General features: G+C 59.6%; 12 protein-coding genes. 6 read left to right on the top strand and 6 right to left on the bottom strand.

Annotation, left to right across the window (positions count from 1 at the left end; translation table 11 throughout):
- The first annotated feature begins 25 nt into the window (after positions 1-25).
- Complete coding sequence (locus ACYZT6_RS24820) at positions 26-481, top strand: YiiD C-terminal domain-containing protein (protein WP_462029021.1); 456 nt, start codon at positions 26-28, stop codon at positions 479-481.
- A gap of 98 nt (positions 482-579) precedes the next feature.
- On the opposite strand, the gene cysQ is transcribed toward ACYZT6_RS24820, so the two are convergent.
- Together cysQ and nudE are read right to left on the bottom strand one after the other, a co-directional pair.
- The gene (gene cysQ, locus ACYZT6_RS24825) at positions 580-1,407 is read right to left on the bottom strand and encodes a 3'(2'),5'-bisphosphate nucleotidase CysQ (protein WP_462029022.1); all 828 of its coding nucleotides are present in this window, start codon (positions 1,405-1,407) and stop codon (positions 580-582) included.
- Positions 1,404-1,970, bottom strand: coding sequence for an ADP compounds hydrolase NudE (nudE, locus tag ACYZT6_RS24830; RefSeq protein WP_461956653.1), 567 nt, complete (start codon positions 1,968-1,970; stop codon positions 1,404-1,406). Before nudE ends, cysQ begins: the two co-directional genes overlap by 4 nt.
- 89 nt (positions 1,971-2,059) lie before the next feature.
- Between nudE and yrfG the strand changes: the two genes are divergently transcribed.
- Positions 2,060-2,722: a GMP/IMP nucleotidase gene (gene yrfG, locus ACYZT6_RS24835; RefSeq protein ID WP_462029023.1), complete on the top strand. Its 663-nt coding sequence runs from the start codon at positions 2,060-2,062 to the stop codon at positions 2,720-2,722.
- Between the two features lie 127 nt (positions 2,723-2,849).
- On the opposite strand, the gene lysM is transcribed toward yrfG, so the two are convergent.
- Entirely contained in the window at positions 2,850-3,299 is a 450-nt protein-coding gene (lysM, locus tag ACYZT6_RS24840) for a peptidoglycan-binding protein LysM (RefSeq protein WP_438661610.1), read from the bottom strand.
- Between the two features lie 137 nt (positions 3,300-3,436).
- Here lysM and ACYZT6_RS24845 point away from each other — a divergent pair, with 137 nt between their 5' ends.
- From ACYZT6_RS24845 to ACYZT6_RS24860, 4 genes are all read left to right on the top strand, one after another.
- A complete protein-coding gene (locus ACYZT6_RS24845; protein ID WP_462029024.1) occupies positions 3,437-4,324 on the top strand; it encodes a LysR family transcriptional regulator in 888 nt (295 codons plus the stop codon).
- A gap of 94 nt (positions 4,325-4,418) precedes the next feature.
- Entirely contained in the window at positions 4,419-5,258 is an 840-nt protein-coding gene (fdhD, locus tag ACYZT6_RS24850) for a formate dehydrogenase accessory sulfurtransferase FdhD (protein ID WP_462029025.1), read from the top strand.
- Positions 5,255-7,603 (top strand): FdhF/YdeP family oxidoreductase, encoded by a 2,349-nt coding sequence (locus tag ACYZT6_RS24855; RefSeq protein WP_462029026.1) that lies wholly within the window; start codon positions 5,255-5,257, stop codon positions 7,601-7,603. Before fdhD ends, ACYZT6_RS24855 begins: the two co-directional genes overlap by 4 nt.
- 355 nt (positions 7,604-7,958) lie before the next feature.
- Positions 7,959-8,447 carry a glycine zipper domain-containing protein gene (locus ACYZT6_RS24860; RefSeq protein WP_462029027.1) on the top strand — a complete coding sequence of 163 codons (489 nt, stop codon included), beginning with the start codon at positions 7,959-7,961 and terminating at the stop codon, positions 8,445-8,447.
- 69 nt (positions 8,448-8,516) lie between these two features.
- Here ACYZT6_RS24860 and ACYZT6_RS24865 read toward each other — a convergent pair whose 3' ends face one another.
- From ACYZT6_RS24865 to ACYZT6_RS24875, 3 genes are all read right to left on the bottom strand, one after another.
- A complete protein-coding gene (locus ACYZT6_RS24865) occupies positions 8,517-8,936 on the bottom strand; it encodes an acyl-CoA thioesterase (protein WP_462029028.1) in 420 nt (139 codons plus the stop codon).
- 188 nt (positions 8,937-9,124) lie between these two features.
- On the bottom strand, positions 9,125-10,351 hold the full coding sequence (locus ACYZT6_RS24870; RefSeq protein WP_462029029.1) for a 3-hydroxyacyl-CoA dehydrogenase: 1,227 nt from the start codon (positions 10,349-10,351) through the stop codon (positions 9,125-9,127).
- Positions 10,352-10,580: 229 nt separating this feature from the next.
- Entirely contained in the window at positions 10,581-12,515 is a 1,935-nt protein-coding gene (locus ACYZT6_RS24875; protein WP_462029030.1) for a RecQ family ATP-dependent DNA helicase, read from the bottom strand.
- Between the last annotated feature and the right edge of the window lie 182 nt (positions 12,516-12,697).

The raw sequence follows: 12,697 nt of genomic DNA on the forward strand, positions 1-12,697 counted from the left end.
TCATCTTCAAACAAGAGACCCGTGAATGAGCCGCGACCGTCGTCACCTGGAATCAGTCCTCCATCACGATATTCCGCTGACGCGGGACATGGGCCTCAAAGTGCTCGACTGGCACGACCAGCAACTGCGCCTGCACTTGCCGCTGGAGGCCAACGTCAATCACAAAAGCACCATGTTCGGCGGCAGTCTGTATTGCGGCGCGGTGCTGGCCGGTTGGGGCTGGCTGCATTTGCGCTTGCGTGAAGAAGGGGTTGAAGGCGGGCACATCGTGATTCATGAAGGGCACATCACTTACCCGCTGCCGGTGACCATGGACGCGATCGCGATTTGTCAGGCACCGAGTGCGGTGGTGTGGAAGAAGTTTCTGGTGACGTATCAGCGGTACGGGCGGGCGCGGTTGTCGCTGCATTCGCGAATCGTCAATGCCGATAGCGATGACGATGCGGTGAGGTTTACCGGGCAGTACGTCCTTCACCGCTAAACCTAAAGAACGCAGCCTCGTTTCACTCGACAGCTGCTACAGGGGCGCGTTTCTCTGTAGCAGCTGTCGAGTGAAACGAGGCTGCGTTCTTTCGACCATTACTCCCGGGCCAGTTCCAACAGTTTTTCGCGCCACGCAGCCTTCGCCGGCAACGCCAAAAAGAACTCATTCAACAATGATTCCCGCGCCGGATAACAGAACGGCGCACCGCTCAAATCCAGCACCTCACCACCCGCCCCTTCCAGCACACCCTGTGCGGCTGCGGTGTCCCACTGCGAAGTCGGCGCCAGGCGCGGATAACAATCCGCCGCGCCCTCCGCCAACAGGCAAAACTTCAATGAACTGCCGATATTCGCCAGTTGCAGCTCACCCAGACTGGCGCTCAACCCGGCCAGCAAGCGTTCCTGCTCGGGACTTGAATGCCGACGGCTGGCAACAACGGTAAACGCTTCACCCGGCGCCGGAACCTCGCGAACCTTAATCGGCAGCGCCTCGGCACCTTTATCACCCCGCCACGCGCCCAGGCCGGCACCCCCGACATAAAAGCGCCCGTTGGTCGGCATCGACACCACGCCAAACACCACCCGGCCTTGCTCGATCAGCGCAATGTTGACGGTGAACTCTTCGCTGCCGGAAATGAACTCCTTGGTCCCGTCCAACGGATCAACCAGCCACCAGCGCTGCCAGCCGGCACGCACGCTCAAGGGAATGTTGGCGTCTTCTTCGGACAGCACCGGAATGCTCGGGTCCAGCGCCGTCAGCCCGTCCAGAATCAGATGGTGGGCTGCCAGGTCCGCCGCCGTGACCGGTGAATCATCAGACTTCGCAGTAACCGCCACGCCCGAGCGCCAGAACGGCAGGATCACTTCGCCAGCCTTCAACGCCAGTTCAACCACCGACGCCATCAACGGATGTGGGAAATTCATGGCAGAAATACCCCACGCTGAGTCAGCAGATCACGGGCCAGGTACAGAGCCGCCAAGGCACGGCCCTCAGTGAATCGCGGGTTTTGCGCCAGGGCCGACAGCTCGTGCAGGTTGATCTTGTCCACGCCCATCGGCTCGGGCTCGTCGCCCTCCAGGCTTTCTTCGTACAGATCAGTGGCCAGCACTACCTGAATCTTCTGGCTCATATAACCGGGCGACAACGACAACTCGGTCAGATGCTCCAACTGCCGCGCGCCATACCCGGCTTCTTCCTTGAGCTCGCGCTCGGCTGCCGCCAGCACGTCCTCGCCCGGCTCGATCAAGCCTTTGGGTAACGACAGCTCATAGGCATCGGTGCCGCCGCAATACTCTTCGACCAGCACGGCGTGATCCGAATCGAGCATCGCCACGATCATCACCGCGCCATACCCCGCGCCTTTGCCGACCAAACGCTCGTAGGTACGCTCTACGCCATTGGAAAAGCGCAGCTTCAGCTCCTCAACGCAGAACAGACGGCTGGTGGCGACGATCTCGCGGGCGAGTACGGTGGGTTTCTGGCGCATAAAAGGCTCCTTGGCGATAGCGGGTTACTATACCCGGCCTATCCTGATTGTTGACCTCGGATATCCTTTTACCGCTGGAGAAGTTTTTTATGTCCCTGCTGCCCTGGCGCGACATCGACACCGTTCTGCTGGATATGGACGGCACGCTGCTGGACTTGCACTACGACAACCATTTCTGGATGGAGCACCTGCCTCAGCGTTACGCCGAGTTACACGGGGTAAGCCGAGCCATGGCCGAAATGGAATTGCAGCCGCTGTTCGAGCGCAACGCCGGTCAGTTGCAGTGGTATTGCCTGGATTTCTGGAGCGCCGAGCTGAAGCTGCCGGTGCGTGAGCTGAAGCTGGAAACCGCCCACCTGATCGCTCTGCGCCCGGATGCGGACACGTTTCTGGCGGCGATCAAACAGGCGGGCAAGCGTGTGGTGATGATCACCAATGCGCACCGTGATTCGCTGTCGTTGAAACTGGAAAGAATTGAACTGGCGCCGTACTTCGAGCGTTTGATCAGCTCGCATGATTACGGTTTTCCCAAGGAGAATCCGCAGTTCTGGGAGGCGTTGCAGGCCGACATCGGTTTCGAACCGGCGCGCAGTCTGTTTATCGACGATACGTTGCCGATCCTGCGCAGTGCGCGCAGTTTTGGGGTGGCGCATCTGTTGGCGGTGAGGGAGCCGGACAGTCGCAAGGGGCCGAAGGATACGGCGGAGTTTGCGGCGGTGGGGGATTATCGGGAGCTTATTGCAGGGCTTTAGACCTTATCGCCTGCTTCGCGGGCAAGCCTTGCTCCTACAGGACTTGCGTCGTACGCAAACTACGCGAACGACACATGTCCTGTAGGAGCGAGGCTTGCCCGCGAAGGCCATCACACGGTTTGAAGACTTACTCAGGAATCCGCAACGACTGCCCCGGATAGATCTTGTTCGGATCCTTGAGCATCGGCTTGTTGGCTTCGAAGATTTTCTGATACTTGTTCGGATCGCCATACACACGCTTGGAAATGGCACTCAGCGTGTCGCCTTTCTCGACCGTGACAAACTTCGCTGGAGTGGCCACTGGTCCGGTCACGGTGATCTGATCATCCACACCGCTGATACCGGCCACGTTACCCAGAGCAAGAAGGATTTTTTCCTTCTCTTCCTGACTGGCGGCTTCGCCGGTGGCAATGATTTTTTCACCCTCGACCTTCACCTGAATCTTGGAAGTGTCGATCCCCGTCAGGGCGTCCTTTACGTGCTTGGTCAGCGCCTCGCTGTTGGCTTCGGCCTTGTCTGGCGTCAGCGCATCGAGAATTTTTTCACCGGCTTCTTTTAGAAAACTGAAAAGGCTCATCGTTTGCTCTCCTTGGGTTTTAGGTTCCAGACGCCAAAGACTAGACCAAGCTTGCAACCCCCGGTTCCAACCCGACCAATGACGTTGATCTGGCGCAAGCGCTAGAATCCCCTCCTTCACCGCGCCCTGGAGCGAAGATGGACATCAAGCAGCTGAAATTCCTCATCGCCCTCGACGAAACCCGGCACTTCGGCCAGGCCGCGGCGCGCTGTCACATCACCCAGCCGACCCTGTCCATGCGCCTGCGCAGTCTCGAAGAAGAACTCGACCTGCCGCTGGTCAATCGCGGCCAGCGCTTCGAAGGCTTCACCGCGCCGGGCGAGCGCGTGTTGGCGTGGGCGCGTACGGTGCTGGCGGCCTACGACGGCTTGCAGGCCGAGGCTGCCGCCTGTCGCGGCAATCTGGTCGGCACACTCAGGTTGGGCGTGGTGCCGCTGTCGAGTTTCGACCCGCTGCCTTTAATGCAACGCCTGCATGCCGAGCACCCGAATCTGCGCTTTGAACTCTCGGCCCTGAGTTCCGAACAGATCCTCGAACAACTGGCGAACAATCGCCTGGACCTCGGCGTGTCGTATCTGGAGCGTCTGGACAGCGAACGCTTCGATTCCCTGGCCTTCAGCGAAACCCACATGGGCTTGCTCTACGATCAGCGCTTTTTCACGTTCGGCGAGGCGCCACTGAGCTGGGAGTCGCTGATCGAACTGCCGCTGGGCATGCTCACCAGCGGCATGCATTTTCGCCAGTCCATTGACCACAACTTCCACAGCCGGGGCCTGACGCCACAACCGCTTCTGCAAACCGATGCCGTCCACCAATTGTTACAAGCGGTACACGGCGGCCTCTGCTGCGCAGTAATGCCTTTAGAGGGCGGTCTGGAAAACCTGACCGATCACTTACGCCTGCAACCCATTGAAAACGCCAAGACCCTTGCCAGGCTGGGGCTGATAATGCGCCGCAGTGCCCCGAGATCAGCATTGGCAGAAGCCTGTTTTGCGATTTATCAACAATCGCCGATGGCATCTTGATCGACGCCATCTATCAGCGGATCAGTAATAGCGATTAGACGTGACAACTTGACGCGCATAGGCTTAAAGCTGACTAAACCGTCGGTGATGCCTCATGAACACCAAGCGCCCTGTTTGCGCGGCGCCAGCCACTGAAACGCCCGCGCCCGCCGCCAGCCAGACGTACAGTTACAGCGACCTTCAATACACCGAATCGGCCAGCACCGCGCTCGCCGAGGAAGTCGCGTTGGCGATCGCTTATAACGGCATCAGTCAGGCTGTGATGTTGGTAACGCCGACGGACCTGGAAGACTTCATCGTCGGCTTCAGCCTCGGCAGCGGCATCATCGAAGACGCCTCCGACATTTACGACCTGCAACTCAGTGGCTCTGGCTCGGCACAATACGCGCAAGTGACCATCGCCAACCGCGCGTTCTGGAACCTCAAGCAACAGCGTCGGCAAATGGCTGGCACCAGCGGATGCGGGCTCTGTGGCGTAGAGGCCGTTGAGCAGGCATTGCCAGACCTCAAGGTGTTGCCCGGCGCGCCATTGCCACCCGCCGAATGGCTCGATGGTTTGCGTCAGCGCATCGGCGCGTTCCAGCCTCTTGGCCAGCACTCCGGCGCGGTGCACGCGGCGGTATTCATGAACGGTCAGGGCGAATTGCTGCTGGGCCGCGAAGACATTGGCCGGCACAACGCCCTCGACAAACTGATTGGCGGGCTGATTCGCCAGAAGATCCCGACTGAAGGCGGCCTGGCGATTGTCACCAGCCGTTGCAGCCTCGAGTTGATCCAGAAAGTGTTGCGCGCAGGCATCCAGACCCTCGTCAGCCTGTCGTCGCCCACGGGCCTTGCCGTGCAATGGGCCCGTCGTCACAACTTAAACCTTATCCATCTGCCCCAGAAGAATGCACCGCGGGTCTACAGCCCGGCATTGGAGAATCAAGCGTGAGCCAACACCGTCAAGCCGACCAGAAACCCGTCCCTCGCTACAAGCCCTACAAAGGCCCGGCCGGTGGCTGGGGCGCACTGGCCAGCGTTGCCCGGGCCTGGTTGACCAGTGACAACGCGCTGAAAAACCTGCGCATGATGCTCAAAACTAACAAGAACGGCGGCTTCGACTGCCCCGGTTGCGCCTGGGGCGATTCCAACGAAGCCGGCATGGTGGCGTTCTGCGAGAACGGCGCCAAAGCGGTGAACTGGGAAGCGACCAAGCGGCGTGTCGACGGCGCATTCTTCGCCAAGCACAGCGTCAGCTCGTTGCTGGAACAGAGCGACTATTGGCTCGAGTATCAGGGCCGTCTGACCGAGCCGATGAGCTACGATGCCGAAACCGATCGCTACAAGCCAATCAGCTGGGAAGCGGCGTTCGCGCTGATCGGTAAGCACTTGCAAGGGCTGTCGAGCCCCAATCAAGCCGAGTTCTACACCTCGGGCCGCGCCAGCAACGAAGCGGCGTACTTGTATCAGCTGTTCGTGCGCGCCTACGGCACCAACAATTTCCCCGACTGCTCGAACATGTGCCACGAAGCCAGCGGTGTGGCGCTGGCGCAAAGTGTCGGCGTCGGCAAAGGCACTGTGACCTTCGATGACTTCGAACACGCCGATGCGATTTTTGTCTGGGGCCAAAACCCGGGCACCAACCATCCGCGGATGCTCGAACCGCTGCGCGAAGCGGTGAAACGCGGCGCCCAAGTGGTGTGCGTCAACCCGCTGAAAGAGCGCGGCCTGGAACGCTTCCAGCACCCGCAGCACCCGATCGAAATGCTCACCAATGGCGACAAACCCACCAACACAGCGTATTTCCGACCAGCGCTGGGCGGCGACATGGCGCTGCTGCGCGGCATGGCGAAATTCCTGCTGCATTGGGAGCGCGAGGCGCAGCAGACTGGCCAGCCATCGGTGTTCGATCACGACTTCCTCAATGAACACAGCGCCAACGTGCTGGAATACCTGGGCGCCATCGACGACACCCCGTGGGCGCAGATCGTCGAGCAGTCCGGTCTGTCCCTGGTGGAAATCGAGCAAGCGGCGCGCATGTACGCCAAAGGCAAGAACGTAATCATGTGCTGGGCCATGGGCATCACCCAGCATCGCCACTCGGTCGCGACCATCCAGGAAATCGCCAATCTGATGCTGCTGCGCGGCAACATCGGCCGGCCGGGCGCCGGTCTGTGCCCGGTGCGTGGCCACAGTAACGTGCAGGGCGACCGCACAATGGGCATCAACGAACGTCCGCCAGTGGCGTTCCTCGATTCCCTGGAGCGGCGCTTCCAGTTCAAGGTGCCGCGTGAAAACGGTCACAACGTGGTCGAGGCGATCCACGCCATGGCCGACGGTCGTGCGAAAGTGTTTATCGGCCTGGGCGGCAACTTCGCCCAAGCGACCCCGGACAGTACCCGCACCTTCCAGGCCCTGAGCAATTGCGACCTGACTGTGCAGATCAGCACCAAGCTCAACCGCAGCCATTTGGCCCACGGCAAAGACGCGCTGATCCTGCCGTGCCTGGGCCGTACCGACATCGACATCCAGACCGAAGGCGCGCAAGCGGTGACCGTTGAAGACTCGTTCAGCATGGTCCACGCCTCCAACGGCCAGTTGCAGCCGCTGTCGAACCAGATGCGTTCCGAGCCGTCGATCATCGCCGGCATCGCTGCCGCCACCCTGGGCAGCAAACCGGTGGACTGGAACTGGCTGGTGGCCGATTACAGCCGAATTCGCGACCTGATTGCCGATACCATTCCGGGCTTCCGCGACTTCAACGAGAGGGTCAAAAACCCGGGCGGTTTCTACCTCGGCAACAGCGCCGGTGCGCGCAAGTGGAACACCCCGTCAGGGCGCGCCAATTTCCGGGCAAACGTGCTGCCAAAAGACCTGGTGCACGAACGCACCCGTGCCACCGGCGTGTTGCCGGATCTGATCATGCAGTCGATGCGTTCTCACGATCAGTACAACACCACCATTTATGGGCTTGATGACCGTTATCGTGGCGTGAAAGGTCAGCGGGATGTGTTGTTCGTCAATGAGGCCGACATCATTCGCCTGGGCTTCAAGCCTGGGCAGAAGGCTGACATCGTTTCGATCTGGGATGACGGGCGTGAGCGTCGGGTGAAGGGCTTTACGTTGCTGGCGTTTGATATTCCTGCGGGGCAGGCCGCTGCTTACTATCCAGAAGTGAATCCGCTGGTGCCGCTGGAAAGCACCGGGGATGGCAGCCACACGCCGACGTCGAAGTTTGTGGCGATTCGGCTGGAAATGGCGAGTGAGACTGGGTTGATCATGGCGAAGTCTGCTTAACGCGACAGCAGGTCTGCGCTCTTCGCGGGCAAGCCTCGCTCCTACAGGTCTTTGTCGTACGCATTTTTCGTACACGACACAGACCTGTAGGAGCGAGGCTTGCCCGCGAAGGCGTCCGACATGGCAACACATGATCGGAACCATTCGGCAACTTTCCAATCGCCCACAAAAAAGGCCGTTTTTTCACAAAAACGGCCTGTCTGAAGTAGCTAAAGACCGGCGAAAAACCGTTAAGTTCCGCCCAAAAAACAGCAACTTATAGAAATGTGCTCAAGTCGTGTTACTCGTCGGATTTCGATTGTCACGACCATGACACAGCCTCAGGATCGCGCCGTCATCCCCTTGAGGTTCCTCTATGAAGTTCTCCTCGATTCTCTTGTTGTCCCTTGGCCTGGTCAGTGGCTTCGCTTCTGCCGGAGGCACCACCGAAGCAGGTGTGGGCGGCGCATTGGGCGGGGTTCTTGGCTCGGTCGTCGGTCAATCGTTAGGCGGCAACACAGGTTCCACCATTGGCGCGGCCCTGGGCGGCGCGGGTGGTAGCGCAGTCGGCGCAGACAAACGCAGCCGTGGCGAAGCCGCCATCGGCGGTGCGTTGGGCGCAGCAGGCGGTAACGTGGTCGGCCGCAGCATGGGCGGCACCACCGGCAGCCTGATCGGCTCCGCAGCAGGCGGTGGCGCCGGTGGCGCGCTGGGTAACTACATGGGCAACAAGAGCGACGAGGAAGATGATCGTCGCTCCTATCGCGGCGGCCGTGATGATCGTCGCTACTACCGCGACGGCCACCCTGGCCGTGGTCATGCCTATGGTCATCGCAAACATCACAAGCACAATCGTCATCATTGAGGCCTGAACGGGCATTGCTGACAGCTAGATAAAAAATCGCAGCCCAAGAGCTGCGATTTTTTTTGTCCGTCAAACCACCAACTGCTCCAATGCACCGCGCAACCCGGCAGGAATCGCCATCGGCTGATTCGACGCCCGATCCACAAACACATGCACGAAGCGCCCCGCCGCGCAGGCTTCATCTTCCCCGGCTTTGAACACCGCCAGCTCGTATTGCACCGAGCTGTTGCCCAACTTGCCCACCCGCAGACCGATCTCGATCCGGTCCGGAAAGGCGATGGAGGCAAAGTAATCGCAAGACGAGCTCACCACAAAACCCACCACCTCGCCGTCATGGATATCCAGGCCACCAACTTCGATCAGGTAGGTGTTCACCGCTGTGTCGAAGAAGCTGTAGTAAGTGACGTTGTTAACGTGACCGTAGGCGTCGTTGTCGTGCCAGCGGGTGGTGATGGGCTGGAAGTGGGGGTAGTCGGTGCGTTGAACCATCAGCGTTATTTCCTGAAGTCGGGTTGCCAGTCTAAGTCGAAAACCGCGTCGTATTCATCGCGAGCAGGCTCACTCCCACAGGGATCTCCTTCGTGAGCAAGATTTGTGTTCACTGAAGATCCAATGTAGGAGCGACGGTGCGGCGATCCGACCTGCTCGCGAAAGCGTCGGCACACGCACCACATCAATTACTTGTCAGCAAAACCCTTACCTGCTGCCTCCAACTCACCAATCAAGCGCGCCGGTTTCCAGTGATCGCCCTGTCGGGTCTCCAGCGCTATCAATCGCTGATGAATATCCGCCAGCCCTTGCTGATCCGCCCACGCCATCGGCCCGCCCTTGTCCGCCGGGAAACCGTAACCGTTGAGGTACACCAGATCGATGTCATGCGCCGACCCCGCAATACCTTCCTGAAGGATCTTCGCCCCTTCATTGACCAGTGCCAGCAGACAGCGCTCGAGAATCTCCTCAGGGCTTATCTCGCGACGCTGAAACCCAAGCCCTTCGCTGACCTGCAGCACCAGCGCATCGACTTCCGGGTCGTGTTCAGCCTGTCGACTGCCCGGTTCGTAATGGTAATAGCCGTTGCCACTCTTCTGACCAAACCGTCCCAGTTCGCACAGTCGGTTATCTACCTGAACCTCGGGCGCATCCTGCCCTGTGCCCGCCAATTCCCGAGCACGCCATCCCAGGTCGACACCCACCACGTCGTACATACGGAACGGCCCCATGGCAAAACCGAATCCTTGCAGCGCCGCATCCACTTGATAGGGATAAGCCCCCTCAAGCAGCATCTTGCGCGCCTCGAGTACGTAGGTATTGAGCATGCGGTTGCCGATGAAACCATTGCAGTTGCCTGCCACCACGCTGACCTTGCCCATGCGCTTGCCCAACTCCAGCGCCGCATCGAGCACCGCTGGGGAAGTCTGTGCACCGCGGACGATTTCCAGCAACTTCATGATGTGGGCCGGACTGAAGAAGTGCAGGCCCAGGACCAGGGCCGGACGGCGAGTCGCCGCGGCGATGGCGTCGATATCCAGCGCTGAAGTGTTACTGGCCAGAATGGCTTCGGGTTTGAGCAGCCCGTCCAGTTCACGGAAGATCTTTTGCTTGAGCTCCAGGTTTTCGTAAACCGCTTCGATCACCAGATCAACATCGCGGATCGCACCATAATCAGCCGCAGCCGTGACCCGTGCGATGCGCGCATCCGCCTCGGTCTGATCGATCCGACCCTGTCGCACATTGTGCGCGTAGGTGTCTGCCACGATGGCCAGTGCCTGTTCCAGCATCTGCGGATTGTTATCGACCCACTGCACCGGAACGCCGGCATTGGCCAAGCACATGACAATGCCACGGCCCATGGTGCCCGCGCCGATGACGGCGGCGCGCTGAATGTTGAACGGTGTCTGGCTCATGGTTGTTCTCTTGTTGGCGATCCAAAGACAGCCCTCACCATAGTCAGCCGCTGGGTATTTTTGAAATTTATTCCTGTGATGAGGGACATTCAGCGGATGGATCTACCCGTAGGATCACTGCAAATCCCTGTGGGAGTGAGCCTGCTCGCGATAGCGTCAGCACATTCAACAACGATGCAGGCTGATAGATCGCTATCGCGAACAGGCTCACTCCTACAGTGGACACGGTTCAGCCCGATAAATGTTGTTCCGCCCACCCGCGCACGTCGGCGTACGAATAATTTTCCAGCGCAGCAAAGCCCGGAATCGAACGCGCCTTTAGTTTGGTAAACAGCGGCACGCTGATCCCGCACAGAAACCGGGTCACTCGCTCAGCCGACGGGATATTGCCGGTGTGCTGTTCATGCCTGTGGATAAAATCACCGCACAGCGCTTCAAAGTTTTTATCCACAAGCGCCGGTAATTCGGGCGGCGTTGGCAGCCGCGCCACATGTCCATGGCACACCGAACAATGCCCGCACTGACGCGGCGCGTTTTCGTCGCCGAAGTACTCGGCCAGGCGATAACCCAGGCAATGATCGGTGGCAAACAGGTCCAGCATGGCGTGAATCCGCGCGATCTCGGTGCGTTCATGCTGGGTGAAATAAGCGTGCAGTTCGGCGCTCAGTGCCTGACTGTCGACATTCGTTTGCAGCAAGCTGTAAACCTCGGTCATCTGCTTGCTTTCCAGTTCGACCCAGCCCTTCTCCTGAAAATAATCCAGCGCCTTGACCACCCGGTTGCGCTCGGCTTGATGTTGCTCATACAGCGCGTCGAAATTCACTGTGGCCCAGGTCCGCGCGCGGCTGGAGGTCTGGATGATTGCCGCGACAAAGTCTTTGCGCTCGCCCTCGAAGCGGGCCAGCAAGGCTTCCGGTTCTTGCAAATACTTGAAGCGGTACTCGGCGTAATAGGCGTAACGCGGGGCAATCAGACCACGTAGTTCGAGTTGCACCAGCAAGGTCTTGAGCGGTAATTGGCGAATATTGCTCTGGTCCGCCAAGGGGCCCAACAGAAACTCCCACTGCCCCTCGGGCGCGGCAGCTTGCAACTCGTCGAGCACGCAGCGAATGCCCTCCAGCTCCGGCGTGTCGCCGTAGACGAAGTTTTCCAGCACGTTAAGGCTGTCGCGGTTGGCCAGTACCAGGCAGTCGGACGGCTGGCCGTCACGTCCGGCACGGCCGATTTCCTGGCTGTAGTTTTCGATGGATTTGGGCAGGTCGAAATGCACGACGTTGCGGATGTCGCTCTTGTCGATACCCATCCCGAAGGCGATGGTAGCAACGATGCAATTGGACTGCCCGCCCATGAAACGCTTTTGGATGGCTTCGCGTTGTTCGTGGGGTAAACCGGCGTGATAGGCCTCAGCCTGAATGCCATTGCGGCTCAAGTGTTCGGCGATGTGCTCGGCGGTTTTCTGCAACGTGACGTAGACGATGCTCGGTTGGCCCGGACGTTCGCTCATCCATTCGACTAACCGACGGCGCTTGTCCTGACCGCGTACCGGCTCGACCAGCAGGTTCAGGTTCGGCCTGTAGAAACCTGTGGTCACTACATCTTCCGGGGCGATGGCGAATTTGGCCTCCATGTCCGCGATCACCTTGGGTGTCGCGGTGGCCGTCAGCAGCAACGCCTGCGGAATGTTGAACTTGCGTTGATAGTCAGGAAGCTTGAGGTAGTCGGGGCGGAAGTTGTGGCCCCACTCCGAGATGCAGTGCGCCTCGTCCACCACCAATAGAGAGATCGGCACCTGCTGCAAGAAATTGCGGAATCGCTCGTTCTTCAAGCGCTCCACAGAGATCATCAAAATCTTCAGCTCGCCGGACCTGGCCCGGGCCATCACATCGCTTGCGTCGTCACGACTCTGGGCCGAATCAATGCTGCCCGCCGCAATACCGTGGCGTTGCAGGAACGCCAACTGATCCTGCATCAATGCCAGCAGCGGCGAGACCACCAGCGTCAGGTGCGGCAGCAACAAGGCCGGTAACTGATAGCAAAGGGACTTGCCTGAGCCTGTGGGGAAAATCGCCGCCGCCGAGCGCCCAGCCAACACCGCACTGACCGCCGCCTCCTGACCGGGCCGAAACTGTGGATAACCGAAAACCTGTTCCAGGGTGTTGTGCATAAGCTGTCACTCCGTTGACCGCTGCGAAGCCCAAAGCCTAGCCGGCAAACGCATCGAGTCGAGAAAAGGTCGGGGACCAAAACGATACGGGATGATACAGCCTCGCTCCAGGGTCCTTTGCCACAGGATGAAACAAACGAAACACTTTGTTCCTCGCGCAGCCCTTGGATCTGACGTTAAGG

The organism is Pseudomonas sp. RT6P73, assembly GCF_054897715.1.

Excerpts from the sequence above, each read along its gene's own strand:
- ACYZT6_RS24820 (WP_462029021.1), top strand. The coding sequence starts at position 26 with ATGAGCCGCGACCGTCGTCACCTGGAATCAGTCCTCCATCACGATATT.
- cysQ (WP_462029022.1), bottom strand. The coding sequence starts at position 1,407 with ATGAATTTCCCACATCCGTTGATGGCGTCGGTGGTTGAACTGGCGTTG.
- nudE (WP_461956653.1), bottom strand. The coding sequence starts at position 1,970 with ATGCGCCAGAAACCCACCGTACTCGCCCGCGAGATCGTCGCCACCAGC.
- yrfG (WP_462029023.1), top strand. The coding sequence starts at position 2,060 with ATGTCCCTGCTGCCCTGGCGCGACATCGACACCGTTCTGCTGGATATG.
- lysM (WP_438661610.1), bottom strand. The coding sequence starts at position 3,299 with ATGAGCCTTTTCAGTTTTCTAAAAGAAGCCGGTGAAAAAATTCTCGAT.
- ACYZT6_RS24845 (WP_462029024.1), top strand. The coding sequence starts at position 3,437 with ATGGACATCAAGCAGCTGAAATTCCTCATCGCCCTCGACGAAACCCGG.
- fdhD (WP_462029025.1), top strand. The coding sequence starts at position 4,419 with ATGAACACCAAGCGCCCTGTTTGCGCGGCGCCAGCCACTGAAACGCCC.
- ACYZT6_RS24860 (WP_462029027.1), top strand. The coding sequence starts at position 7,959 with ATGAAGTTCTCCTCGATTCTCTTGTTGTCCCTTGGCCTGGTCAGTGGC.
- ACYZT6_RS24865 (WP_462029028.1), bottom strand. The coding sequence starts at position 8,936 with ATGGTTCAACGCACCGACTACCCCCACTTCCAGCCCATCACCACCCGC.
- ACYZT6_RS24870 (WP_462029029.1), bottom strand. The coding sequence starts at position 10,351 with ATGAGCCAGACACCGTTCAACATTCAGCGCGCCGCCGTCATCGGCGCG.
- ACYZT6_RS24875 (WP_462029030.1), bottom strand. The coding sequence starts at position 12,515 with ATGCACAACACCCTGGAACAGGTTTTCGGTTATCCACAGTTTCGGCCC.